At 66.2% G+C, this 24,985-nt stretch carries 20 protein-coding genes; 8 read left to right on the plus strand and 12 right to left on the minus strand.

The window, feature by feature from the left end:
• The first annotated feature begins 77 nt into the window (after window positions 1-77).
• Window positions 78-1,310, plus strand: coding sequence for a multifunctional CCA addition/repair protein (locus ACM0PY_RS12900; RefSeq protein WP_180885291.1), 1,233 nt, complete (start codon window positions 78-80; stop codon window positions 1,308-1,310).
• A 31-nt stretch (window positions 1,311-1,341) separates the two neighbouring features.
• Here the strand turns inward: ACM0PY_RS12900 and ACM0PY_RS12905 are convergent, their stop codons facing one another.
• Both ACM0PY_RS12905 and ACM0PY_RS12910 read right to left on the minus strand, forming a co-directional pair.
• Window positions 1,342-1,539, minus strand: coding sequence for a hypothetical protein (locus ACM0PY_RS12905; RefSeq protein ID WP_134970980.1), 198 nt, complete (start codon window positions 1,537-1,539; stop codon window positions 1,342-1,344).
• A 102-nt stretch (window positions 1,540-1,641) separates the two neighbouring features.
• A complete protein-coding gene (locus tag ACM0PY_RS12910) occupies window positions 1,642-2,076 on the minus strand; it encodes an SseB family protein (protein WP_005419309.1) in 435 nt (144 codons plus the stop codon).
• A 684-nt stretch (window positions 2,077-2,760) separates the two neighbouring features.
• Between ACM0PY_RS12910 and ACM0PY_RS12915 the strand changes: the two genes are divergently transcribed.
• Entirely contained in the window at window positions 2,761-3,399 is a 639-nt protein-coding gene (locus ACM0PY_RS12915; protein WP_134970978.1) for a hypothetical protein, read from the plus strand.
• A complete protein-coding gene (locus tag ACM0PY_RS12920) occupies window positions 3,396-4,880 on the plus strand; it encodes an XVIPCD domain-containing protein (RefSeq protein WP_134970976.1) in 1,485 nt (494 codons plus the stop codon). Before ACM0PY_RS12915 ends, ACM0PY_RS12920 begins: the two co-directional genes overlap by 4 nt.
• Window positions 4,881-4,960: 80 nt before the next feature.
• Here the strand turns inward: ACM0PY_RS12920 and ACM0PY_RS12925 are convergent, their stop codons facing one another.
• Both ACM0PY_RS12925 and ACM0PY_RS12930 read right to left on the minus strand, forming a co-directional pair.
• Window positions 4,961-5,296, minus strand: a complete 336-nt coding sequence (locus tag ACM0PY_RS12925; protein WP_134970974.1) for a hypothetical protein — start codon at window positions 5,294-5,296, stop codon at window positions 4,961-4,963.
• Window positions 5,293-6,336 carry a S41 family peptidase gene (locus tag ACM0PY_RS12930; RefSeq protein ID WP_134970972.1) on the minus strand — a complete coding sequence of 348 codons (1,044 nt, stop codon included), beginning with the start codon at window positions 6,334-6,336 and terminating at the stop codon, window positions 5,293-5,295. The genes ACM0PY_RS12925 and ACM0PY_RS12930 overlap by 4 nt, the downstream gene beginning before the upstream one ends.
• 415 nt (window positions 6,337-6,751) lie before the next feature.
• On the opposite strand from ACM0PY_RS12930, the gene ACM0PY_RS12935 reads away from it, so the two are divergent.
• Both ACM0PY_RS12935 and ACM0PY_RS12940 read left to right on the plus strand, forming a co-directional pair.
• Window positions 6,752-7,198 carry a hypothetical protein gene (locus ACM0PY_RS12935; protein WP_134970970.1) on the plus strand — a complete coding sequence of 149 codons (447 nt, stop codon included), beginning with the start codon at window positions 6,752-6,754 and terminating at the stop codon, window positions 7,196-7,198.
• Window positions 7,199-7,252: 54 nt separating this feature from the next.
• A complete protein-coding gene (locus tag ACM0PY_RS12940) occupies window positions 7,253-7,591 on the plus strand; it encodes a hypothetical protein (protein ID WP_180895449.1) in 339 nt (112 codons plus the stop codon).
• A 92-nt stretch (window positions 7,592-7,683) separates the two neighbouring features.
• Here ACM0PY_RS12940 and ACM0PY_RS12945 read toward each other — a convergent pair whose 3' ends face one another.
• The 6 genes from ACM0PY_RS12945 to ACM0PY_RS12970 form a co-directional block, all read right to left on the minus strand.
• A complete protein-coding gene (locus ACM0PY_RS12945; RefSeq protein ID WP_180895450.1) occupies window positions 7,684-10,710 on the minus strand; it encodes an autotransporter family protein in 3,027 nt (1,008 codons plus the stop codon).
• Window positions 10,711-10,972: 262 nt separating this feature from the next.
• Window positions 10,973-12,040 carry an acyltransferase family protein gene (locus ACM0PY_RS12950; RefSeq protein WP_134972575.1) on the minus strand — a complete coding sequence of 356 codons (1,068 nt, stop codon included), beginning with the start codon at window positions 12,038-12,040 and terminating at the stop codon, window positions 10,973-10,975.
• Complete coding sequence (gene nagA / locus ACM0PY_RS12955) at window positions 12,040-13,188, minus strand: N-acetylglucosamine-6-phosphate deacetylase (RefSeq protein WP_180885283.1); 1,149 nt, start codon at window positions 13,186-13,188, stop codon at window positions 12,040-12,042. The genes ACM0PY_RS12950 and nagA overlap by 1 nt, the downstream gene beginning before the upstream one ends.
• Window positions 13,188-14,216, minus strand: coding sequence for an SIS domain-containing protein (locus ACM0PY_RS12960; protein WP_053498208.1), 1,029 nt, complete (start codon window positions 14,214-14,216; stop codon window positions 13,188-13,190). The genes nagA and ACM0PY_RS12960 overlap by 1 nt, the downstream gene beginning before the upstream one ends.
• Window positions 14,217-14,223: 7 nt before the next feature.
• Window positions 14,224-15,291: a LacI family DNA-binding transcriptional regulator gene (locus ACM0PY_RS12965; RefSeq protein WP_005411045.1), complete on the minus strand. Its 1,068-nt coding sequence runs from the start codon at window positions 15,289-15,291 to the stop codon at window positions 14,224-14,226.
• A 39-nt stretch (window positions 15,292-15,330) separates the two neighbouring features.
• Window positions 15,331-16,623 (minus strand): sugar MFS transporter, encoded by a 1,293-nt coding sequence (locus ACM0PY_RS12970; protein ID WP_005419333.1) that lies wholly within the window; start codon window positions 16,621-16,623, stop codon window positions 15,331-15,333.
• Window positions 16,624-16,998: 375 nt separating this feature from the next.
• Here ACM0PY_RS12970 and ACM0PY_RS12975 point away from each other — a divergent pair, with 375 nt between their 5' ends.
• From ACM0PY_RS12975 to ACM0PY_RS12985, 3 genes are all read left to right on the plus strand, one after another.
• Complete coding sequence (locus ACM0PY_RS12975; RefSeq protein WP_180885281.1) at window positions 16,999-18,015, plus strand: glucokinase; 1,017 nt, start codon at window positions 16,999-17,001, stop codon at window positions 18,013-18,015.
• 143 nt (window positions 18,016-18,158) lie between these two features.
• The gene (locus tag ACM0PY_RS12980; protein WP_180885279.1) at window positions 18,159-20,822 is read left to right on the plus strand and encodes a TonB-dependent receptor; all 2,664 of its coding nucleotides are present in this window, start codon (window positions 18,159-18,161) and stop codon (window positions 20,820-20,822) included.
• Between the two features lie 111 nt (window positions 20,823-20,933).
• A complete protein-coding gene (locus ACM0PY_RS12985) occupies window positions 20,934-23,291 on the plus strand; it encodes a family 20 glycosylhydrolase (RefSeq protein ID WP_180885277.1) in 2,358 nt (785 codons plus the stop codon).
• Window positions 23,292-23,409: 118 nt separating this feature from the next.
• Here ACM0PY_RS12985 and ACM0PY_RS12990 read toward each other — a convergent pair whose 3' ends face one another.
• The gene (locus tag ACM0PY_RS12990; protein ID WP_134971145.1) at window positions 23,410-23,802 is read right to left on the minus strand and encodes a VanZ family protein; all 393 of its coding nucleotides are present in this window, start codon (window positions 23,800-23,802) and stop codon (window positions 23,410-23,412) included.
• The gene (locus ACM0PY_RS12995; RefSeq protein WP_235646795.1) at window positions 23,799-24,983 is read right to left on the minus strand and encodes a class I SAM-dependent methyltransferase; all 1,185 of its coding nucleotides are present in this window, start codon (window positions 24,981-24,983) and stop codon (window positions 23,799-23,801) included. Before ACM0PY_RS12995 ends, ACM0PY_RS12990 begins: the two co-directional genes overlap by 4 nt.
• Window positions 24,984-24,985 lie beyond the last annotated feature (2 nt).

Genomic DNA, 24,985 nt, shown 5'->3' on the forward strand with positions numbered 1-24,985 from the left:
CCCCCCCCCCCCCCCCCCCCCCCCCCCCCCCCCCCCCACTACCGGAACATCTGCGCCTACCGTGCGATCATTCCCCCATGAAGATCTATCTTGTCGGCGGCGCCGTGCGCGACCGCCTGCTGCAGCGCCCTGCCGGCGACCGCGACTGGGTGGTGGTTGGCGCCACGCCTGCGCAGATGGAAGCGCAGGGCTACACTGCGGTTGGCCGTGACTTCCCGGTGTTCCTGCACCCGAACACGGGTGAGGAATACGCACTGGCGCGCACCGAGCGCAAATCCGGCCGCGGCTATCGCGGCTTCGTGGTCGATGCTGATCCGGCCGTAACGCTGGAAGAAGACCTGCAGCGCCGCGACTTCACCATCAACGCGATTGCCTGTGACGAAGACACCGGCACGCTGGTGGATCCCTATGGCGGTGTGCGCGATATCGAGCAACGCGTGCTGCGCCATGTCGGTCCTGCGTTCGTGGAAGATCCGTTGCGCGTGCTGCGCGCGGCCCGGTTCATGGCGCGCTTTGCGCCGCTGGGCTTTACCGTCGCCGAAGAGACCATGGCGCTGATGCGCGAGGTCGCCGCCAGTGGCGAGCTGGACGCGCTGGTGCCCGAGCGCGTCTGGCAGGAACTGCGCAAGGCGCTGGTCAGTGAGCGGCCCTCCGCCTTCCTGCGCACACTGCACGATGCGCATGCCCTGGGCCCGATCCTGCCCGAACTGGAAGCGCTGTACGGCGTGCGGCAGCGTGCTGAATTCCACCCGGAAGTCGATACCGGCATCCACCAGGAAATGGTCAGCGACATGGCCGCGAAGCTGGCCCCCGGCGATGACCTGGTCGGCTTCGCCGCGCTCACCCACGACCTCGGCAAGGGCCTGACCCCGCCGGAGGAATGGCCGCGCCACATCATGCACGAGCAGCGCGGCATCAAGCCGCTGAAGGCACTGTGTGCGCGGTTGAAGATTCCAGCCGAGCACCAGCAGCTGGCTGAAGCGGTGTGTCGCGAGCACTTGAACGTGCACCGCATCGACGAACTGCGCGATGCCACCGTGCTGGAACTGCTGGGCCGCTGTGATGCGCTGCGCCGGCCGGAGCGCGTGGCGCGCATCGCACTGTGCTGCGAAGCCGACAAGCGCGGCCGGCTCGGCTTTGAGGACGCCGACTACCCCCAGGGCGAAACGCTCAAGCGCCTGCACCAGGCGGCGCTGTCAGTGCAGGCGCGGGACCTGGATACCACGCACCTGAAGGGCCCGGCCATCGGTGAAGCGCTGGCCAAGGCGCGGGTGAAAGCCATCGCCGCCGCCCGCCGAAGCACCTGGTGATGCCGGCTACTGGCCGGCACCTATCACCCGTCTATCGACGACGCTTGCGCGAGAAGTGGTCGACAGCATGAGCACCCAACATGATGGGTTGCATCAAGAGGAACAGCCATCCACCCAGCCGGAGCGTCTCCACCGGATTGAACCGGGTGATGAACGCAGCTGCCAGCGTCAAACCCACAAGAAGGCCGATCTCATAGACCCAAAGCGATCGGTTAGAACGCTCGCCCACGATGCTCCTCTCCATTGAACAGGACGCGCTTGCAAGTCATCGCCGCCGTCCTGCACCACGGGTAGTGCCGGCCGCTGGCCGGCAACCCGGCAATCCCTGGATTCAGTGCGCCATGCCGCGGGTGATCGCCGCCGCACGCTGCTTCAGCTGGGCCACGGCATCGGGAATCATCTCCATGCCCACGTCCAGGCCCGGGTTCAGCACCAGACCGACGCCGTCGCCGATACCGGCCAGCAGCGCGTGCACCGCGATCGGCATGGCATGCGCAAACTGCGGCAGCTGCTCGTGCCACAGGCCGGCGCGCTCGGGGGCAGTGAACACCGCGAACATCGGCTCACCGCTCTCGCTGGTCAGCACCAGCGGCGAGATGCTCTCGTCCCAGGCGCCATCTTCGCCGATGGCCTTGTCCAGCAGCACGAACGCCGTCGAGGTCAGCAGGCCGTCGAGGAACTGCGCTGCGGTCAGCGTGCCGTCCTGGGCCTGCAGCAGGCGCACCTCGAGGTCATTGAGGGGTTCGAACGGGGTGTCGTGGTCCATGGTCGGTTCCGGTACGTGGTTGCAGGGCAGACTTTAACAGGCCTAGGGTGAGGCACGACAGCGCATTGGCAGGGACACGCGGGGCGTCGGCGACCGTTGTACCAAAGCGCCCAGCGTTCACCGGTCTGGATCCAGCCAAAGGGAATCGGAGCCGCGGAAATCTTGATGGCCTTGGGAGGAAAGCATGGCGGGCAGGATTCGGCCGGCCGCTGATTCTGCGAACGCTGCTCGCCCCTGAACCGTTCGACGAGGTAATTGTTAAGACCTGCTCCAACAGTTTGACGAAACCGTCAATGTGTCCGATTCACTTGTGGCTGCGTGCCGGCGCCGCACCACTCAATCCTGGAAGGACGTTGAGACTGGCATGACCAAGAGCTTTGAGCACGGCTGGAGCGGGTCATATAGTCGTATGACGTAGAACAATGGAACGCCGATGAACGCTACCTCGCAAGGCCTCGCGCCACAGGCATGCATGGATGGAGGCCAAGGAAGCTGGCAGCACGAGCGGCGCAACCTGTCGCATGTGCCCCTTAACGCGGGACATCGCGTCGTCTTCCTCGGCCATCCCTCCTGTCCAGCCGATCAAGGATCAGGGCAATCCTGCCGGTATCGTCACGCGCAGAGAACCGTGCCCCGTAGTAACGCTGAAGAGGCGCCTACCTCAATAAGCGACATGGACCGCTCATGCTGAAACCCTCCACCCCCCTCACTCACGTGGCGTTGATCGCCTTGATCACACTGGCCGTTTCTGGGTGCAACAAGGAACGCTCATACCCGGTCTATCGCGAGAATCCTGCACCCAAGGATGCGCTACCGATTGTGATCCGGGTCCACGATGCGCCGGTGGAGCTCACCCTCCCGAAGGTTTTCGTCTCCTACGAGATAGATCCGCTCTGCCTCCCGCCGATCAACAACTACGAGGGTGTGCAGTACGCCCCCCAACGGCAGTCAGTAGAGTTCCCAGTACAACGCGTCAGTGCAACCGAGTTCAGCAGCACCGTGTTCGAGGACGGCATGGCAGTCGCTGACTATTACGGGCGCGGGCCATGCGAATGGAAACCCAGCATCATTCGAGCTTCATTCCCAGTCATTTCCGAGGGACGCGAAGGCTTCATATCAGTTGCCGTCCACCATCTCGAACTGAAGAAACTACTCACGTCGATTTCGTACGCAGACAGTCAGATGACCCTGCAAACAAAGAGTTCGACCCCTGGGTGGGTGCGAACGCAGTCCCAGTATAGCTACGACAGATTGTCTGATATCGAGAAGCAGAAGTACTTTGCCATAGAGATATCGTCTCCTTCGAAAGGAATCGTCCCATGAGACCTCTAACCAATGCAGCCCTGGCCAATGCAGCCTACTCTCCACCGTCACATCCAGCTCCAGGCGATAAGGAATCGCTGCGCGTTGAGGGCGAAGACTTCGAAGTTCTAGGGCGACGTGACGCAGCCAGCGGCTATCAAGGGGTTGTGTACCGGAACATCAAGACCAACGAGATCATCATCGCCCATCGAGGCACCGAGTTTGATCGCCAGGCCATACTTGATGGCGGCGTCGACGCAGCGATGGTCAGCGCCAGAGTTAACGCACAGATTGATGATGCCCTCGTACTGACCAAGCAGGCAATCAAGCAAGCTGAGGAAAACGGATACGGTCCGGTGTACGTCAGTGGACATTCCCTAGGCGGCGCACTCGCGCAGATCACTGCCCACCACTACAATCTTCCTGGCGACGCCTTCAATCCCTACGGCGCTGCAGGGTTGGCGTATCGCCTGCCTGAAGGCCAGCCGGCCAATGCGGCGCCCTTCACCAACCATGTGATGGCAGGCGACCTGGTTAGTGCGGCCGGCCCTCATTACGGCAAGGTTGAGATGTACGCACTCCCCAAGGAACTGGGAGTCTTGCGCGATGCCGAGCAGGGCCAGCGCATCGCCTCGCTCGTATCGCTTGGGATGAAAAGCGGCCATGTCATGTCCGCTGCGGTTGCGGTCCAGTTGGGTGATTCCCATCGAATGGTTCACTTCATTGACCGTATGACCGACAAGGGCCCAGTGCAGTCCGTACTGGACGACCCCGAGGCGCGGATCACTGATGCCGAGGACCTACGCCGGATAGCGGAGTATCGCAACGACATCCACCAGTTGCGGCTGGGGGCGACCGTACTTGTCGGCGGTGGCCCTGGACTCCTGCGCGACGGGGTCAATTACCTTCGCGGCACTGAGGAAGCCGGAGCGTACGCCCGTCGCGAAGCCGAAGCCGTGCAGCGCGCAGAAAGTGCATTGAAGCCTGGGGAGCGTCTGGTCCATGAGACAACCGAAAAGGGCTCGCCCTCTCTAAGCAACCCAGGCTTCGCTCCCAAGAGCCCATTGCAGGAAAGCATCGAATCAACCTTGGACAAGGCAGGCCTGGATCCCCGAACGGAAGGCCACCCCGACCATGCGCTCTACCGGCAGATTCGCGACGGTGTATCTGCCGTGGATGCCAAGCACGGGCGCAGCTTCGATGAAACCAGCGAGCGGATGACAGCCAGCCTGCTTGCAACGGCCAAGCGCAGCGGCCTGGAACGCGTCGATCATGTTGTCTTGGGCAATCCTCCCAGCGATGGTTCAGGCCCTCGCATGTTCGTCGTGCAGGGAGCGCTCGACAATCCGGCACACCTGCGGGCGTCGATCGCGGTCAGCGAGGCAGTCAATACACCCGTAGAACAGTCGCTCGCCAAGGCCGAGCAGATTTCGCAGGCACAGCAGGTCGCCCAGCACGAGCAAACCCAAGAGCAGATTCGAACCGCGATGCGCATGGGCTAGGCCAGCGTGATTGCTTGGCCCTACTTGAGACAGGCACCCGTTGGAACGACCAGCTAAGGCCATGTCGGCCCGCCCTCTCTCTAGGAGGCATACAGGTGCCGCCACATCCATCCGGCCACCGCCAGCCCCGCCACCACCACCAGCATCAACGGCAGGCCGAAGCGGTGCCGCCACGGGATCGGCACCCCGCCCAGCTGCTGGTCCATGGTCTCGGTATCGAGCACCCAGCCGTGCTCGCAGCGGGTGCAGGCCAGTTCGTAGCGGCGCTGGTAGGTGAACCCGAACAGCAGGTCGATGCGCGCCATCTTGTAGCGCAGTTGCGGAGCGAACTCGGTTTCCGTCTGGCAGCGCAGGCAGTGGTGCGCTTCGGTGGGGCCGACGATCAGCACCCGTTCCTGTTGGCCGATCAGGATCATGACCGGGTGCCCTGGCAGGCGGGCTGCGCCAGCAGCCAGGCCTGGGCGGCGGCGACGGTGGCCGCGTCACCCTCCACGCGCTGGTCGGGCTCGATCTTCAAGCCATCACCACGATCATTGCGGTCCCGCATCACGCTGGTGGTCAGCAGTAGGCGACTGCCATCGGCAAGCGTGTGCACGACATTGCCAGTGGAGACACCCGCAGTAGGCTGACCGAAACTCCGCGTCTGCGGACGACCACGCCACGCCAGCACCGAGGCCTCGCCCGAACTGCCGGTGCGCGGCCCGAACAGCACCGCCACCGGCGCGCCAGGCTGCCGCAGCACATAGCCGGTCTGGCCGAAGTCCAGCACCGGCTTGCCTGCATGCTGCACGGCGGTCGCGGTCAACGTCCAGCGCTCCGGCCCCTGTGCGGTTTCGAACGACCCCACATCTTCGTTGTTCACAACCGAGGTGCGCAGCAGCGGGGCCATGCCCAGCAGCATCGGCCACATGGCGCCACCGCTGTTGTCCCGCAGGTCGACGATCCAGCCACAGCGCGCGCCGTCGTCCTTGCTGCGGATGACCTGCTGCCACCGCGCGGCACGCTGGATGTCCTGGCGGAATTTCTCCTGCGGCGTCGCGCCCGGCGTGGAGGCATAGCCCTCGATGACCACCCAGCCGATGCGCGCATCCACCGCATCGGCGGCCCTGGCCCGGTCAACGGCGGCGGCACCGGCCTGCTGCGCATGCGCGAGGGATTCGCGCTGGCGCTGGGTCGTGGTCCACGCACCATGGTGGCCGGTGCTGAGCGCAATGGCTTCGCGCAGAACGGCCAGCCGTTGCGCGGGGTCGCCCTGCGCCGATTGCAGGCGTACGCGGGTGGCGGGCCAATCCACCCGGTCGCGATACAGCGCCTGGCGTTCAAGCAGGCTGAGGATCTCGGCCAAGGCCTCCGGCGAGGGCACCTCGACCGTGCTTGGCGTATCGGCCATGGCGCCGGTCGCCAGCAACACGAACATCAGCGCGCCGATGCGACGCACTCCCTTGCGAACCTGCATGCGACGCTTCCTTGTCGTTGAGTCAGGACCGCAGCATAACCGGGGCATGATCGCTTGCGCCACGCGCGAACTGTCGTATCCGGCCCGGTCGCTGGTTGCAGCAAGGCGGCTTGCGTGCAGTCACCACATTGCAACTTTGCCCATGTCATCGCGGCGCACAACGCGCCAAGGTGGCCCCCGTCGGCGCTTCCTGCGCTGACCGGGATTGGCGTCCTGAATGAAGCTTTTCACGAGCGGGCTTGCAACGTCGTTGCCGGCCCGAACAATGCACCGTCCGTCGTTCTGCGGCGGGCGGTGCGTGGGGATCCCCGGATCCGCCGGCGTCATTCCTCGTGAAGAGCTTCACCGGCACGCCAACCCGCACCGCCCGCCACCTTGCATCCCGCAGGTGGCCTTGCCTTGTGAGGTTGCCGCCATGAACACGCCCTACCCCACCTATCCACGCCTGCATGCACTGCTCGGTGCTGCATTGCCCGGCCTGCAGCTGTCCACTACGGCAGCCGAAGCGCTGGAAGATGCGCTCACCGAAGCCCACGAACAGGCGCCGCCCTCCGCGTTCTTCGCGCGGTTGCGCGGCGTCGCTCACAGCCACGGAGCCGACGGCCAGGCGTGGCGCGAGCGGCAACTCAGCGAGGCGCGCGGTCGGGAACTGGCCGAGGCGACGCGCTGTCTTGCCGCATTGTCCGCCTGCGGCGGTGTGTTGCTGGCCGCACAATCGGCGCGCGAGATGGAGGACGCGGCGGCACAGTGTCCGCCGCAGATGGAGGAAGGCCTGCTGCATGCAGTGGTGGTGTTGGCCGATCATGCCGGGGCGTTGGTCGCGCCCGAGCTGCTGCCGATACGAGCCAACGAATGCTGCTAGATGTTGCAACCCTGCTGGAGAAATCGACCCATGAGAAAGCCATCAGATCAAGCCATGGACGACAAGAGATATGAATTACTTCGGAAATTCGTGCAGGCGATATCAGATCGGGATAGCACCACACTGCAGGAAGACTTTGGCCTGACCTCAGTCATGATTCTGGAAATCTACGAACTTCTGCCGGTTTACTTCCTAGAAGGTGCCGCCATTTCCATCCCTCCACCTGCGCACGACGCAGCAGACGACTTGATACCGTTGATGACCACATATGACCGTGGCGATGGTGACAGTGCAGTTGAGTGCTATCTCCTCGAGGACGGCGAGCCCAGCGAAGCCGTTCTTCATGTCCATTTCGAGAAAGGTAATCTCATCTACGGATTCATCAATTCATAGCAATTCCCGATCGCCCAAAGCGAACGACATTTCAGGACGTGTCGACCAAGGTCGACACCCACCAGAACGAGTCATGACATCCGTACCGCGCGCTACCAGTCCGCGCGCAAGCCGATGTTGCCTTCGATGATGCGGCGCTTCTCGTTGCGGTCACCGCCCAGCTCGCGCGTGTAGTCGGCCACCGCGTACGCGCTGATGGTGCGGTTGAAGCGCCCTACCACGCCGACACCGGCTTCGAGTGCACGCGAGCGCTGCGAATTGATGATCGTGTCGTCGTCGAAGCGGATGCGGTCCTCGCCGGAACGACCATGCCAATAGTTGAGCTTGAAGTACGGCTGCCAACCGTTGTCGGCCAGCTGGTAGTCACCGGCCAGGCGCAGGCCGATGCGGCCGGTCCAGGCGTTGTCGTTGTCGAAGCGCACGGTCGAGACCACATCGCGGCGGTCGTCCAGCGACGTGCGTTGCCAGATCACCTGCACCTGCGGTTCCAGCCACCACGCCGACTGTCCGAAGTGCAGCAGCGGCTTGCCCGCCTCCACCGACACGCTGGTGCCGTCGCCGCTCAGGCCGAAGCCGAGCCCGCGCGAGGAGCGCACGCGGCCGTCGTAGCGGCTCTGCATCGCCACAGCGTCGATATAGCCGCCACTGCTGTCGGTGAACGTCCAGTACAGGCCCACGTGCTTGTCGTCCAGGCGGTTCTGGCCCACCTGCACGTTCTCCCAGCCCAGTGCCAGGCCGGTGGTCTTGCCCTGCGCGCGGGTGCGGCCAACGAATACGCCGATCTGGTTGCGGTGGTTGTCAGACGCCGCAGCCCACACGTCGAGGCCGGCCTGCAGGCCCATCACATCGCCATCGAAGCCCGGCTGCGCATCGCCCTTCCAGTGGATCTCGCTGCTCTGCCCCACCAACCGGCCCCAGGCGGTGCGGAACGCACCCTGGCTGTACAACAGGCGCTGCTCGCCCTGGCGCTCGTGGAAGGTACCCAGGCTGGCCAGCGAAGTCTCACGCAGCAGCGGCGGCACCACGGCATAGGTCGCAGTCTCCACGCGGTACAGCGGTACCACTGCGCCCTCGGCGGGCCGTGCGCCCGGCGTCGGCGGCGCACCGGTACCGGGCAGTGCACCGCCGGCTACCGGCACGTCCGGCACCGCCGGGTCGCTGGGCGGCGCCACCGGCGCGGGCTCCGGTGGTGGTGGTGGCGGCGCGGTCTCACCCGCGGTCAGGTCCGGATCGGTGGCGCCTTCCGGCGGCGGCGGCGGTGCCGGGGTGATCGGTGGCGGCGGTGCCACTGGAGGTGTCAGTGGTGGTGGTGTGGCAGTGCCACCGCCGTTGGGGGCCGGTGTTGGTCCGGTCACCAGCGTCGAACGCAGGTACCAGTTCTCGCTGGTACCGGCACTGACACCGCCCTTGAACAGGAAGTACTCGTAGGCGCCGGCCGCGACCGGTGCAAACAGCGAGAACGCGCCCGGCGCGGTGCGGCCACCATTCAAGGCCTGCACCACCAGGATGCCATCGGCCAGCGTGGCCGCGCCGCTGCCACCGGCATTCAGCACGCCGATGCCGGTGGTTCCGGTGGCGGTACCGCCATCGATCACCAAGCGATCGCTGGGTGAGTTGTCCGCGCCCAGCACGGTGCGCAGGTACAGGCCACCACCGTCACCGCGGTAGTTGCCACGCACGGTGAACACGTCGCCGGCGCCGGTACCGGCCAGGTCGATGCGCCCGGCATTGACCATCTCCACCAGTGCAGCACTGTTGAACGGGCGGATGGCATGGCCGCCACTGCCCGCGTAGACGGTGCTGGTGTCGTCCACCGTGAGCGTACCGGTGCCGGTTGCGCTGTCGCCCAGCACCAGGTCGCCATCGAAGCTCAGCTCCGTGCTGTTGGCCAGGCTGATCGCCTCCCAGTTCTGGAAGCGGCCCACGCCTGCGGTCTTGACGTTGCTCAGGCTGAGCTGGTCGATGCCACTGCCCCCGTCGAACAGCGGCACCGCACCCAGGTTGCCCTGGTTGAGGTTGCTGAGGTTGGCCACGTCGTTGTCCGGGCCCATGTCGATCGCACCGTAGACGATGCCACCGCCGTTCCAGTTGAAGGTGTCATTGCCGGTACTGAGCAGCACCTGCCCGCGTACGGTGCCGTCGGTGATGGTCACGCTGTCGTTGCCGCCGCTGACGCTGATGTTGCCGCCGATATAGGCCGTGCCCGAGATGATGATGGTGTCGGTGTCGAAGCCGGTCACCACGTTGCCGTCCACGGTGCCGCCGGACTGGTCCCACAGGTTCTTGTCCAGCTTCATGTTGACGCGGCCGATGCGGCCAGCGGTCATCCAGGCCTGGTCGCCATCCTCGAACGCGCCGATGATGCGACCACCGCTCATGCGGAAGGTATCGATGTTGTCGCCCTGCTGCAGCGCGCCGATTGTGCCGCCACTCATGACGAAATCATCGCGGCCACTGCCCTGCGCTACAAGGCCGGTGACGGTGCCGCCGGTGACGGTCATCTGGTCATCGCCACTGCCCTGGTCGACGCTGTCGATGGTGCCATTGCCCAGCAGCAGCACGTCGTTGCCATCCCCTTGCAGGACACCGCCGCTGATGCTGCCGGCCTGCATGTCCAGGCGGTCGTTGCCTGAATCGAACTGTACGCCGGTACGCCCACTGATCGTTCCGCGGTTGACCAGCACGCTGTCGCCCGCACCGACGAACTGCAGCGCGGTGTTGTTGCCGGTGCTGATGCTGCCCGAATTCTCGACACGGCTGCCGCCACCGAGCTGGACCGCCACCCCCCCCACCGAACTGATCGCGCCCTGGTTGGTCAACAAGTGACCACTTGCACCGACCAGGGTAACGGCCGACGCCCCACCGCTCTGCTGCAACTGGGCACCGCTGGCGACGTTGACGGTGATGCCCGCTTCGCCGCTGGCCGAGATGGGCACCGTCTGCGGATTCGGCGCGTTGGCGTCGCAGGTGACCGTCTGGCCGGCGACCGGAGCGACGGTGCTGCAGCCGGCCCAGGCGGCGCTGGCGGTCAACAGCACCATGGACGGGACTGCCAGTGCCTGAAGCATGGAAACGGTGAGGCGGCGCGGACGGAAAGCGCGCGGGACGGCACGGGTCATACAGTCCTCCTGGACAGGGAATCAGGAACTGCAAATGCACGCTGCTGCGTGTGCAGTCTGCCGTCATGTGAACCGTTTCGATAGGTGAACTTGCGTGCGGGAAATCACACTTCGGATATGAAATCGCCGGGCCCTCACGCCAATGTGATGTGGCTGAAATCGTTCATTTTTTCTGGGCGTTGGGAGCCGCACATGCGTGGATGCCGTTGGCGGATCGGGTCAGGGCCCTTTCCTGCGGAAAGGGGTCCGACCCCGGGACTGCTCAGATCTTCAAGTAGATCTTCCGACGGTCCAGCCACCAGGCCACGCCCCACCACAGCGCGACAAACGCCAGTGCCTGCAACATCGACGCCAGCTCCAGCGCACCCGGCATCGCGTTGGCCAGCTGCTGCCAGATCCAGCCCCAGGCACCGCTGGCCATCAACGCCACCGACATCACCGAGGCCCCCAGATACGCGGTGATCGCATTGACGCCGAAGCGCCGGCCCAGCGCCGGCCATCCCTTCAGGTCGATCAGCACGTGGCCCAGCCACAGCGCCAGCGCGGCCAGGCCGCCGGTCCACAGCACGTAGCTGGGCGTCCACAGCTGCTTGTTCAACGGCAGCACCCCGGCCAGCAGCAGGCCCAGCACGGCGGTCGCCACGCCCAGCCCGGCCAGTGCCGTCGAACGCCCGCTGCGCAGCAGGCCACCGGCCAACAGGCCGAGCACGGTACTGGCCAGTGCACCCAGCGTGCTCAGCAATCCTTCCGGGTCATGGCCGAGGCCGGTATCGGCATGCCATTGATAGATCCACGGTGCGAACAGCGTGGTGTCCAAGCGGCTGGCCGGGTTGGTCCACGGCGCCAGGTCACCGATGCCCAGCAGCAGCACGGTGTAGCCCACCAGCAGCGTGACCAGCACGCCGACCTGCATGCGCGGCCGTGCATACACCGCCAGCACGCCCACCAATGCCGCGCACACGGCGATCCGTTGCAGCACGCCCCAGATGCGGAAGTGGTGCGTATGCAGCGCCCACCAGATCAGCAGATGCAACAGCACGCCGGCCACCAGGATGCGCAGTGCGCGCTCCAGCACGCCGCGTGCCAACACCGGGCGTGCGGCGGCATCCAACGCGCGCGGTGCCACGCTGAAGGCCATCGACACACCCACCAGGAACAGGAAGAACGGGAACACCAGGTCGGTGGGCGTGCAGCCATGCCATTCCGAATGGCGCAGCGGTGCGAACACCGCACTCCAGTCACCCGGATTGTTGACCAGCAGCATCGCCGCCACGGTGATGCCGCGCAGGGCATCGATCGAGCCCAGCCGGCGTGGCGGCGAACTGTTCATCAGGCGGCCTCGTACTGTCCAGCAATCCAGGTGCCGCGCACCTGCAGGGCGTCATCCAGCAGCACCAGGTCGGCCTGATAACCCTCGGCGATATAGCCCAGGCGGTCGTCGACGTTGAGGAACTGCGCCGGATAGGTCGACGCCATGCGCGCGGCTTCGGCCAGCGGCTGGCCCAGCAGCTGCACGGTGTTGCGCACCGCGGTGGCCATGTCCAGCGCCGAACCGGCCAGCGAACCGGCGGCATTGCGCACCACGCCGTCGATCGCGGTGATGGTTTCACCGTACAGCACGTAGCTGGGATCGTCGGCACCGACCGGCGGCATCGCATCGGTCACCAGCAGCAGGCGACCGCGCGGCTTGGCCGCCAGCGCCACGCGCAGGCTGGCCGGATGCACATGCACGCCATCGACGATGATGCCGATCCAGCTGTCGCGGTCTTCCAGCGCAGCGCCCACTGCGCCAGGCTCACGGCCCTGCAGCGGCGACATCGCGTTGTACAGGTGGGTGAAGCCGCGTATGCCGGCATCCAGGCCGGCGCGGATCTCTTCGTACGTGCCTGCGGTATGGCCGGCGGCCACGATCACGCCACGTTCGACCAGCGCACGGATGGTCTCCAGCGGCACGCGCTCCGGCGCCAGCGTCAGCAGGGTCACGCCGTTGTCCAGCGACGCGGCCAGCGCGATCTCTTCTTCGTCCGGTACGCGGAACTTGCTGGCATCGTGCGTGCCCTTGCGCGCCGGCGCGATGTAGGGCCCTTCCAGATGGATGCCGATCACGCCCGGCACGCCCTGCGCGATCGCTTCGCGCATCGCACCGATGGCTTCGCGCATCACCGCCACGTCATCGCTGATCAGCGTGGGCAGCATCGCGGTAGTGCCGAAGCGACGGTGCGCCTGCGCGATGGTGCGCAGTGCCGCTACGTCCGGCGTGTTGTTGAACAGCGCGCCGCCGCCACCATTGACCTGCACGTCAATGAAACCGGGCAGCAGCCAGCCGCCGCCCAGGTCCACCTGCTCATCGGTCTGCCCAAGCTGCGGCGCGGCATCGGGCAACAGGGCGCTGATGCGACCGTTTTCGATCACCACGGCCAGATCGTCGCGGAACTCATCGCCTGCCAGGATGCGGGCATTGCGCAGCACGGTTGCCATCACACGGTCTCCGTCACCTTGTTCAGGTGCGGCGGCAGGTCCGGGTTGAAGCCACGGCGCAGCGCCAGCGCGTTGATCGCGCGATAGAAGCTCTGCACGGTCAGCAGCGGTGCGCACAGCGGGTGTGGTGCGGGCGCCACCGGCAGGTTGCCGCCGGCACCGGCCAGCCACACCTGCGCGCCGCGCGAAGTGAACTCCTCGACCACCGCTCGGGTGCCGGCACCGGTTTCATCGGGCTGCGCGAAGGCCAGCACCGGGAAGCCACGGTCGACCAGTGCCATCGGGCCATGCTTCACTTCGGCCGAGCTGTAGGCTTCGGCGTGCAGGCTGCAGGTTTCCTTGAACTTCAGCGCCGCTTCCTGCGCCGCGCCCAAGCCCAGGCCACGGCCGAGCACGAACAGGTTGGTGGCCTCGACCAGGCCTTCGGTCACCGCGCTCCAGTCGCACTGCCAGGCTTCACGCATCGCGTCCGGCAGCAGGTCCAGCGCGTTGCGCAGGCTGCTGTCCTGCTTCCAGTAGGCGGCCAGCTGCAGCAGTGCAGCCAGCGAGGCCAGGTAGCTCTTGGTCGCCGCCACGCTCTTTTCGGCACCGGCATGCAGCGGAATGACCGTGTCGGCCAGCTGCGCCAGCGGCGAATCCTCGACGTTGACCAGCGCGATCACGCGTGCGCCAGCGGCCTTGGCCGCCTCGGCGTTGCGCAGCAGGTCCGGGCTCTTGCCCGACTGCGAAATGACGATGAACAGCGCGCCACGCAACTGCAGCGGCGCGGCATAGACCGAGCCCACCGACGGCGACGCGGAGGCGACCACCAGGCCCAGCTGGGTTTCCAGCAGGTACTTGCCGTAGGTGGCGGCATGGTCGGAGCTGCCGCGTGCGCAGGTGACCACGAACGGCGGCGGTGCTGCGCGCAGGCTGGCGGCCAAGGTTTCCAGGGTGGCGTGGTTGCGCGAGAACTGGCGGGCAACCACGTCGGCCGCTTCGGCGGCCTCGGCGAACATCAGGGTGGACGTGGGGTCTGACAGCGACATGGCGGGCTCAGGCAGGATCGGAAGGAAGGGGGCGTGCGCCGGCCGGGCGCATCGGCGCGGTCGAGCCGCGCACCACCAGCTGCGGCACGAAGCCCTGGTTGTGCAGCGGTGCCGGCGCATCGTCGTAGGCGTCGCTGCGCAGTTGTGCGATCAGCAGGCGCGCGGCGTGGCGGGCGATGTCCTCGGTGGCCTGCTTGGCGGTGGTCAGCGGCGGCCACGACTGGCGCGAGAACGGGCTGTCCTCAAAGCCGGCGATGGACAGGTCGTAGGGCACGTTCATGCCGGCCGACTTGGCAGCGGCCAGCACGCCGGCAGCGATTTCGTCGTTGGAACCGAAGATGGCGGTGGGCGGTTCGCGCAGCGCCAGCAGGCGGCGCGCCCCACGGAAACCATCGTCGAAGGTGTAATCGCCCTGCACCACCAGGTGCTTGTCCACGGTCATGCCGTAGTCCTTCAGCGCCGCTTCGTAGCCGGCGTAGCGTTCGCCCGAGGAGCGGTGCGAGCTGCCGCCCCAGAGGAAGCCGATGCGCTGGTGACCGAGCTGGATCAGGTGCTCGGTGATCTCGTAGGCGGCCTCGCGGTCGTCGACGAACACGCAGGCGCCGTCGGCCGGGTCTTCGGTGGCGGCGATGATGCGCACCAGCTTGATGCCACGCGCGGTCAGCGCCTGGATCAGGTCTCGGCGCTCGGACATCGGTGCGGTCAGCACCAGCCCGGCCAGCCGCGAGCGCTGCACCCAGTCGGCCAGTTCATCGGCCAGCAACGGCGAGCTCGAATCACAGGGATGGATCTGCAGGCCGAAACCGGTCTCGCGGCACGCGGCCAGCACGCCGTTCTGCACGCCGATGATGTGGTACGGGTTCGGGTTGTCGTAGACCAGCCCGATCACGAAGGTAGTGCCGCTGCGCAGGTTGCGCGCGGACGGATCGGGCTCGTAGTCGAGCTCGGCGATGGCACGCAGCACCCGCGCACGGGTGGCCTGCATCACCGAGGGCTCATTGTTGATCACCCGCGAGACCGTCTTCAGCGAGACCTTGGCCTTCTCCGCAACGTCCTTGATGGTCGCTCTGCGCATGGGTTTTCCCTGGGGTTGGCTGCCGTCCATCATCGCCGATCAGGCCTTGTCCTGCGGCAGGCCGGCACGATGGCCGATCACCGAGTAGAACAGGATGTACAGGTAGCACGGCACCATCAGCAGCACGAACACCAGCTGGAAGTCGATGTGCTGCTTGAGCACGGCGAACAGCTGCGGAATGATCGCGCCGCCGGCGATGCCCATCACCAGCAGGGCCGAGCCGGTCTCGGTGAAGCGGCCCAGGCCGCGGATCGCCAGCGGGAAGATGGCCGGCCACATCATGGCGTTGGCAAAGCCCAGCAGCGCCACGAAGGCCACCGAGACGTAGCCGTGCGTAGCCCAGGCGCCCAGGCAGAACACCACGCCCATCACTGCCGAAATGGTCAGGTAGCGCGACTGCGAGACCAGGCCAGGGATCGCCAGCAGGCCGACCACGTAGCCGGCCAACATCGCACCCAGCGTCAGCGAGGTGAACATCTTGGTCTGGTCCAGCGGCAAGCCGAAACCGTGGCCGTAGGTGCCGATCGCATCACCGGCCATGACTTCCACGCCTACGTACACGAACAGGCACAGCACGCCCAGCCACAGATGCGGGAACTGGAAGATGCTGCGGCGCTCGGCCGTTCCCGGTGCACCTGACGGCGTTGCATTGGCTTCGGAGGACTTGATCTCCGGCAGAGGCGAGAACAGCACGGCCACCGCCAGCACCACCAGCAGCGCGGCCATCGCCAGGTACGGCGCATGGATCTTGGCGGCGAATTCGTTGAGCAGCGCGACCTTGGTGACCGCGTCGGCGGCCTGCACCTGCTTGTCCAGATCGCCGATGCCATGCAGCACCAGGGTGCCGATCAGCACCGGTGCGAGCATGCCGGCGATCTTGTTGCAGATGCCCATCAGTGCGATGCGGCGTGCCGCCGTCTCGATCGGGCCGAGGATGGAGATGTAGGGGTTGATCGCGGTCTGCAGCAGCGCCAGGCCGCTGCCGATCACGAACAGGCCGCCGAGCGCGCCCGGGTACCAGCGCTGGGTGGCGAATTCACCGAACAGCGCGGCACCACCGGCCATCACCAGCAGGCTCAGGCTCAGGCCCTTCTTCATGCCGGTGCGGCGCAGGATCCAGGACGCCGGCAGGGCCAGGAAGAAATAGGACAAGTAGAACACCATCAGCACCAGGAAGGCGCCGACCTCGCTGAGTTCGAAGGCCAACTTGACGAAGGTGATCAGCGGGCCGTTGAGCCAGGTGAAGAAGCCGATCAGGAAGAACAACACGCCAACGATGGCGATGGAGGTGGCCACGTTCGGGCGCGCGCTTGCAGCGGGGACGGCGGACATCAGGAGGGCTCCTGCGGCGACGGCCGCAGAACGCGGCGTCGGAGAGTGGCTGGGAACAACGTTGTCACATTCTTTCGATGGACAACGGCGGTTTGTCAACTTCCATGCACGCCTGCCTGAACCTTGTGCTGCACTGCGCAAGTCCGCCGCGGTACGCCCCGCTGAATGCGCGGCAGGCCTAGAGCCCCGTGCGCCAATGGTTCCCATGTGAAACCCGCACTCACACCGTGTAAACGTTTACTGCGCGCCGCATTCGTTGCGACGCAGCAACGAAAGTGTCACGAACTCGTTGACATCGTTGTCAGCGCGGTTACAGACTCCGCCCCAATCGCCGCCCCCGATCCCCGGGCCGGTCCACCTGCAGCAGGAGCCCGCGTGACCGCCAGCCACCCCGCCCCGTCGCATGTCCTGTCCCGCGTCGCGCCCTCGTTCCTGGCCGCCGACGTCGGTGGCACCCATGTGCGCGTGGCCCGGGTCCAGGCCAGCGGTGACGCCGCCCATCCGGTGCAGGTGCTGGAGTACCGCAAGTACCGCAATGCCGACCATGCCGGCCTCAGCGCGATCCTGTCCGACTTCCTGGGCGAAGGCCCGCGGCCCACGCATTGCGTGGTCGCCAGCGCCGGCTATGCCCGCGAAGACGGCACGGTGATCACCGCCAACCTGCCGTGGCCGCTGTCGGCGCGCCAGGTGGAGGCCGATGTCGGCCTGCAGCGGGTCTACATCGTCAACGATTTCGAAGCGGTGGCCTACGCCGCCGCGCAGGTGGACGCCAGCGGCGTGCTGCACCTGTGCGGGCCGGAGACCGCCGCGCGTGGCCCGACCCTGGTGGTCGGCCCCGGCACCGGTCTGGGCGCCGCGCTGTGGATCCCTACCGCGCACGGCCCGGTGGTGCTGCCCACCGAAGCCGGCCAGCCGACCCTGGCGGCCAGCACCGAACTGGAAATGGCCATCGTTCGCTACATGCAGCGCGACCGCGCGCACGTGTCGATCGAGCATGCGATCTCCGGCCCCGGCCTGATGAACCTGTACCGTGCGGTGTGTGCACTGCAAGGGCTGGCGCCGACCCTGGCAAGCCCCGATGCAGTCACCGCCGCCGCCATGGCCGATACCGATGCACATGCGCGCCAGGCGCTGGACGTGTTCTGTGGCCTGCTCGGCAGCACCATCGGCGACATGGCGCTGTTCTACGGCGCCCACGGTGGCGTCTACCTGGCCGGCGGCATCCTGCCGCAGATCCGCGAATACCTGCACGCCAGCACCTTCGTCGAACGCTACCTGCAGAAGGGGCCGATGGGCGAAGCGCTGGCACGCATCCCGGTGAAGGTCGTCGAACACGGCCAGTTGGGCGTGGTCGGCGCTGCCAGCTGGTACCTGCAGCAATCGGCCGCCTGACACCGCAACAGGCTTCAACGCAATCGCAGCACGCAGTACGTGGCACGCCAACGCACGGGACTTCGCCGCCGCCCCGCGCATGTCATCGCAACCGTAACCGAACACCGCCGCCGGCACCCAATCGAGTGATGAGGAGAGACATCATGAACACCCGCAAGACCCTGCTTTCGGCCGCCATCGTCAGCTGCATCGCCTTCAGTGCGCACGCGCAGCAGGCGGCCCCGACCGCCACCGATCTGGACACCGTGACCGTTACCGGCATCCGTGGCTCGATGGAAAAGTCGCTGGACACCAAGCGCGAAGCCAATGCGCGCGTGGAAGTGGTCACCGCCGAAGACGTGGGCAAGCTGCCCGCGCACAACGTTGCCGATACCCTGCAGCGCCTGCCGGGCGTCAACATCAGCTCGTCCAGCGCCGACGAAGGCGGCTTCGATGAAGCCGACCGTGTCAGCCTGCGCGGCACCAGCCCGAGCCTGACCCAGACCCTGATCAACGGCCACACCGTCGGCTCCGCCGACTGGTTCGTGCTCAGCCAGGGCAACAACGTCGGCCGCAGCGTCAGCTACTCGCTGCTGCCGTCGGAACTGGTCAGCTCGGTGGAAGTGAACAAGTCCTCGCAGGCCAAGCTGCAGGACGGCGGCACCACCGGTACCGTCAACATCATCACCCGCAAGCCGCTGGAATTCTCCAAGCCGTTCACCGCGGAAGGCTCCATCGGTGCGGTGCGTTCGGACCTGGCCAAATCGACCGATCCGCAGTACTCGGCGTTGTTCAATTACAAGAACGACGAAGGCACCTTCGGCGTGATGGTGCAGGGCTTCAGCCAGAAGCGCGAACTGCGCCGTGAAGCGCAGGAAATCCCGGGCGGCTTCTTCAAGATCGGCGCCGGCGACCCGGTCGCCAAGACCAATCCGGACCTGATCGGCGTCAACGTGCCGGGCCTGCTGGGTTCGACCCTGTTCGAACAGACCCGCGAACGCAAGGGCGGCCTGGTCTCGCTGCAGTTCAAGCCGAGCGACAGCCTCACCCTGGGCCTGAATGGTTTCAGCTCCGAGCTGAAGGCCAACAACTACAACCGCAACTTCATGATGTTCGGCAACAGCTTCGCCAAGTCGCAGGCGCCGGATCCGGGCTATGTGGTCAAGGACGGCGTGCTGACCAACGCCACCTACAGGGGCGTGCCGGGCACCGACTATGCGGTGTACGACATGATCTACCGCGAGTCGAAGGCCAAGTCGAACTATGTCACCTTCGATGCCGACTGGCAGATCAGCGACAGCCTGACCGCCACGTTCCAGGCCGGCAGCACCAAGGGCACCGGCGAGACGCCGCGCCAGTACATCGCCGAGGTCACCCTGGCCAACGGCGGCGGCGCCAGCTGGGCCACCCACGGCAATGGCTCGCCGATCGACTGGAACGTCGGCGGCGACCTCTCGCCCAACGGCGTGACCAGCTTCGGCACCTGGGGCAACCAGCAGGTCACCGCTGAAGACAAGGAGAAGTGGGCCACGCTCGACTTCAACCAGTACTTCAATGATGGCGGCGTACTGAGCTCGATCGACTTCGGCCTGCGTTTCGCCGACCACAAGCGCGAAGCGCTGTCGCCGGAAGGTGCAACCCCGGGTGACATCTGGAGCGCGCTGAAGAACGGTGCCACGGCCAACTATCCCAGCGGCTTTGCCGGTGACATCGGCGGCACTTTCCCGCGCAACCTGTGGTACTTCACCCCGGGCGCGCTGAAGGACGCGGTGACCAACAACTCCACCTGGCTGGCCGGCAATGACGGCCCGACCGGTCGCCACAACTATGGCGCCGAGTGGAAGGTGAAGGAAAAGAACTTCGCCGGCTACGTGCAGGCCAACTTCCGCGGCGACTGGTGGAGCGGCAACGTCGGCCTGCGCTACGTCAACATCAAGCAGGACATCGACACCTACAACGCCGTCAGCAAGGCCGCAGATGCCGATGTCAGCAGCCTGTTCGGCATGTGGGAGCGCCTGGCCTTCCAGAACAAGCGCAACCGTGTCCTGCCCAGCGCCAACATCAAGTTCGACCTGGACGACTCGCTGGTGCTGCGTGTCGCCGCCTCGCAGACCCAGACCCTGCCGGACTACTCGGCACTGGGCGCGTCCTCGTATGGCTCGGACCTGAACCGCACCGGCGGCGGCGGCAATCCGAACCTCAAGCCGACCCTGTCGACCAACCTGGATGCCAACCTGGAGTGGTACTTCATGCCGCGCGGCCTGCTGTCGGTGGGTGCGTACCACATGAAGCTGAAGGACTACATCGCCTTCGACGTGGTCTCGCGCCAGCTCTACAGCGAACTGACCAACCAGCTTGAGACCTACCAGATCTCCACCCCGATCAATGCCGACGGCAAGGTCACCGGCGTGGAAGTGGCCTACGAGCAGCCGATCGGCGAGTACTTCGGCATCAATGCCAACTACACCTACGCCAACGGCACCACCTCGCACACCTGGTCGGATGGTTCGCACAACCTGCTGGGCACCTCGAAGAACACCTACAACGTGGGTGCCTACTTCGAGAACGAGCGTTTTGGCGCCCGGGTCAGCTACACCCGCCGTTCCTCGTTCCTGATCAGCCTGTCGGGCACCAACCCGTACTACCAGGATGACTTCGGCACGCTGTCGGCATCGCTGAGCTACAAGGCCACCGACTGGCTGAGCATCAGCCTGGATGGCCTGAACCTCAACAACCCGACCTACAAGTACTACCAGACCGCGGCCATCCCGACCTCGTTCTACAGCAACGGCCGCCAGTACTACCTCAACTTCCGCTTCAAGTACTGATCCAGCGGCAGCAACATCGCCGAGTCGTGCACGCACGCCGGGCCTGGGTCATTCCGGGCCCGGCGTTTTTCATGTATAGCGTTCATCGCACCGTTCCAAGGAGTCGTTCCGATGGTCAAGCCTTCCCGCGCCCGGATGCGCAGCGCAGTACTGCTGGGCAGCCTGCTCGCCCTGCTGCCGGCGCTACCCGCGCTCGCCGCCGATCCCACGCCGGCCGCTGAAGCACCGGGCCCGCAGCTGCGCGCCGGCAGCCTGATGCTGATTCCCGCGCCCGCTACCGTGCAGCACGGCCAGGGTAGCGGCATCACCGTACGCGCCGATACCGCGCTGCAGGCCGAAGGCGAAGCCGCGCAACGGGTCGCCACCCAGTTCGCCGACCTGCTGGCCCGCAGCGGCGGTCCGCGCCTTACGCCGGCCCAGGGCAAGGCGGCAGGCACGTCGGGCAGCATCCGCTTCCAGATCATCCCGACCTTCCGCGACAGTGGTGAGAGCTACACGCTGGAAAGCACCGCGCAGGGCGTGCTGGTGCAGGCCGGCAACGAAACCGGCCTGTTCTACGGCGCAACCACGCTTGCCCAGCTGGCCACGGGTGGCAGCAACGGCGTGCTGCCGGCGGTGCAGATCCAGGACGCGCCGCGCTTCGGCTGGCGCGGTTTCATGCTCGACTCGGCGCGGCACTTCCAGAGCCTGGACGAGATCAAGCATGTGCTCGATGCCATGGCCGCGCACAAGCTCAATACCTTCCATTGGCACCTCACCGATGACCAGGGCTGGCGCATGGAGATCAAGCGCTACCCGAAGCTGACCGAGGTGGGCAGCTGCCGCCTGCCGGCCGGCGACAGTGGCATCGATCCGGCCAGTGGCAAGGAGCATCCTTACTGCGGCTTCTACACGCAGGAGCAGATCCGCGAAGTGATCGCCTATGCCGCCAAGCTGCATATCCAGGTGATTCCAGAAATCGATGTGCCCGGCCATGCCACCGCGGCGATCGCCGCGTACCCGGAACTGGGTTCGATCAACACCCCGCTGAAGCCGATCAGCGAATGGGGCGTGTTCCCGAACCTGTTCAACGTGGAAGACAGCACCGTCACCTTCCTCGAGAACGTACTGGAAGAAGTGATCGCGCTGTTCCCTGCGAAGTACGTGCACGTCGGCGGCGACGAGGCGGTCAAGGACCAGTGGGAAGCCTCGAAACAGGTGCAGCAGCGCATGCGTGCGCTGGGCATCAAGGATGAAATGGCCATGCAGAGCCACATCATCAAGCGCCTGGAGACCTTCCTGGAGCAGCACGACCGGCGCCTGATCGGCTGGGACGAAATCCTCGAAGGCGGCCTACCACCGCAGGCCACGGTGATGTCGTGGCAGGGCACCGAAGGTGGCCTGGCTGCAGCCAGTGCCGGCCATGACGTGGTCATGTCCCCGGTGGGATACCTGTACCTGGACTACCTGCAGACCGCCTCGCCGAATGAACCACCCGGTCGCCCGGCCCAGGTCAACCTCGGCAAGCTGTACAACTTCGAGCCGGTGCCGGCCGAGCTGGCGGCCGACAAGCGACAGCACATCCTCGGCCTGCAGGCCAACATGTTCACCGAGCACACGCGCACCTACGCGCGCCTGCAGCACAACCTGTTCCCGCGCCTGGCCGCCGTGGCCGAGACCGGCTGGAGTACGCCGGAACATCGCGACTTCCGCGATTTCCTAGCGCGCCTGCCCGCGCAGCTGCAGCGCTACCGTGCCTGGGGCCTGGCCTACGCGCAGACCCCGTTCGAAGTGGGCGTGGACTACACCGATGATCGCGCGAAAAACTCCGTGACCCTATCGCTGGCCAATCCGCTGGGCTATGAAGTGCGCTACAGCACCGATGGCCAGCCGGTGACCGCGCAGTCGCCGTTGTACCAACAGCCGCTGACCGCGACGCTGCCGACCAACGTGCAGGCCGCTGCGTTCTACCAGGGCCAGATGCTGGCCGCGAAGCCGACCACCGCCACGTTCACCGCGCAGTCGCTGCTCAGCCGCCGCAGCGATGCGCTGCTCAGCTGTGTGGGCAAGAACGGGCTGGTGCTGCGCCTGGAAGACGACGGCCCGCGCGAGGGAACGCGTGCGGTGTTCAACGTCGACATTTTCCAGCCATGCTGGCGCTGGCCGCAGGCGCAGCTGGACGGCATCGGCAGCGTGGAGGTCCGCGCGGGCCGCATTCCGTACTACTTCCAGCTGGCCCACGACGAGCCCAAGCGTCGCTTCGAAAAAGCGAGGCGCGCGCATGGCGAAATGCAGGTGCGTCACGGCGATTGCAGCGGCAAGGTGCTGGCTGAAGTACCGCTGCCGGCCACGCCCGATGCCGATGGCTTCGTGACCCTGCGTGCGGCGCTGCCGAAGGGCACGCAGGGAACGGGGGACCTGTGCATCAACTTCACCGGCGATACGCGCCCGGCGATGTGGGTGCTGGATGAGGTCACGCTGAAGAAGTAACGGCAAGCCTGTCCTGGCGCAATCCATCCACGCATGGCGTGGATCTACTGTAGAGCCGAGCCCATGCTCGGCTGCCTTTCGGGAGGGAGCCGAGCACGGACTCGGCTCTACAGGAACCTCAGCCCCGCCAGCGCATCAGCAGATCGCGCAACGGGGTCAGTGCCGTGGCCATGCCGGCCAACACGCCGATCGTGTTGGCGAGCGCATCCATCGGATCAGCCATGCGGTTGCTGGTCAGCGCACCCTGCGCGAACTCGATGCCGACGCCCATCAGCACCAGCCCCACGCCCACCCACAGCAGCGGGCGCCCCGGCCGGAACAGCTGCACCGCGCTGCCGGCCAGGAGGAAGTAGGCGAGGAAGTGCTCGCCCTTGTCGCTGTTTTCCGGCAGCGGGATCGGCGGTGGTGGGATCAGGCAGACCACGATCACCAGCAACACCGCCAATGTCCAAAGCGCGGTCCACAGCCGCTGCCGCCGCAGCGGCTTGATCAGCGGCAACGCACTGCTCACAGGCGCCAGCTCAGGTCGCCCAGTTCGAACGCCGGCTCGAAATCGACACCACGCTGCAGGCCGATGGCCTGGAAGCGCTCGCCCATCTCGGTCGGCAGGGTCAGCTTCTTCACCTGGTCACGCAGCTGGATGCGGCCGACCTCATCCGTACGCTCTTCGGCCAGCAGCAGCACCTGGTCCAGGCCGTTGCCGAGCAGGAAACTGGCCTGGCTGCAGTATCCCGCCAGCTCGAAACCACCGTGCATGCCCGCCTCGGCCATCGCGGTGAAATCCACCGACGCGGTGATGTCCTGCAGGCCCGGCCAACGATGCACGTCGTTGTGCACGTGGTGGCGGTAGAACGCGCGGACCGTACCATCGTCGCGGTCGTGCTGGTAGAACTCGCTGCGGCTGTAACCGTAATCGACGAACAGCATCGCACCACGCTGCAGGCCGCCAGCCACTGCCTGCAGCCAGTACGGCAGCTGCGGCAGCACCTCGGAGCGGTAACCGTCGGCAAAGGGCTTTTCCAGGTAGCGCTCGATGTGGCGCACCGCACCGTTGAGCAGGATGTCAGCCGGCTGCGCGCCACGGATGAAGTTGCCTTCGCCATCAAGCTCGACGGTTTCCTCATAGACCTCGCCGTCCCGGATCAGGAAACGCGGGGTCGGCAGCGCGTCGATCACCTCGTTGGCGAACACCACGCCCTCCCAGTCCTCGTCGAACGGGCGGTCGATCCAGTCCACGCGCGCGGCCAACTCGGCCGGCAGGTTCTGCTGCAGGCGCTGCTGCTGGCGCTCGCGCAGGTCGGCGCTGGGTTCGAGGATGGCGTAGCGCGATGGCAGCGCGTCCAGTTCGGCCAGGCGCAGCAGCACGGCCTCGGCGAAGGCGCCGGTACCGCCGCCCAGTTCCAGCATGCGGGCCTGCGCGCCCAGCTGGGCGAACACTGGCGCCAGCGCATTGGCCACGCTGCCGGCGAACAGGCTGCCGAGCTCGGGTGCGGTGGTGAAGTCGCCACTGCCACCGAACTTGCTGGCGCCGGCGCTGTAGTAGCCCCAGCCGGGGGTGTACAGGCACAGCTCCATGAAGCGCGAGAACGGCATCGCCCCGCCCTGCGCAAGGATTTCGGCGCGCAGGGCGGCCGCCAGCTGGTCGCTGTGGGCCAGGGCATCGGCTTCGGGCAGGGGGAAGGTGGGCTGCATGG

This window comes from Stenotrophomonas sp. BR163 (assembly GCF_047520985.2).
Taxonomy (GTDB): Bacteria; Pseudomonadota; Gammaproteobacteria; order Xanthomonadales; family Xanthomonadaceae; genus Stenotrophomonas; species Stenotrophomonas sepilia.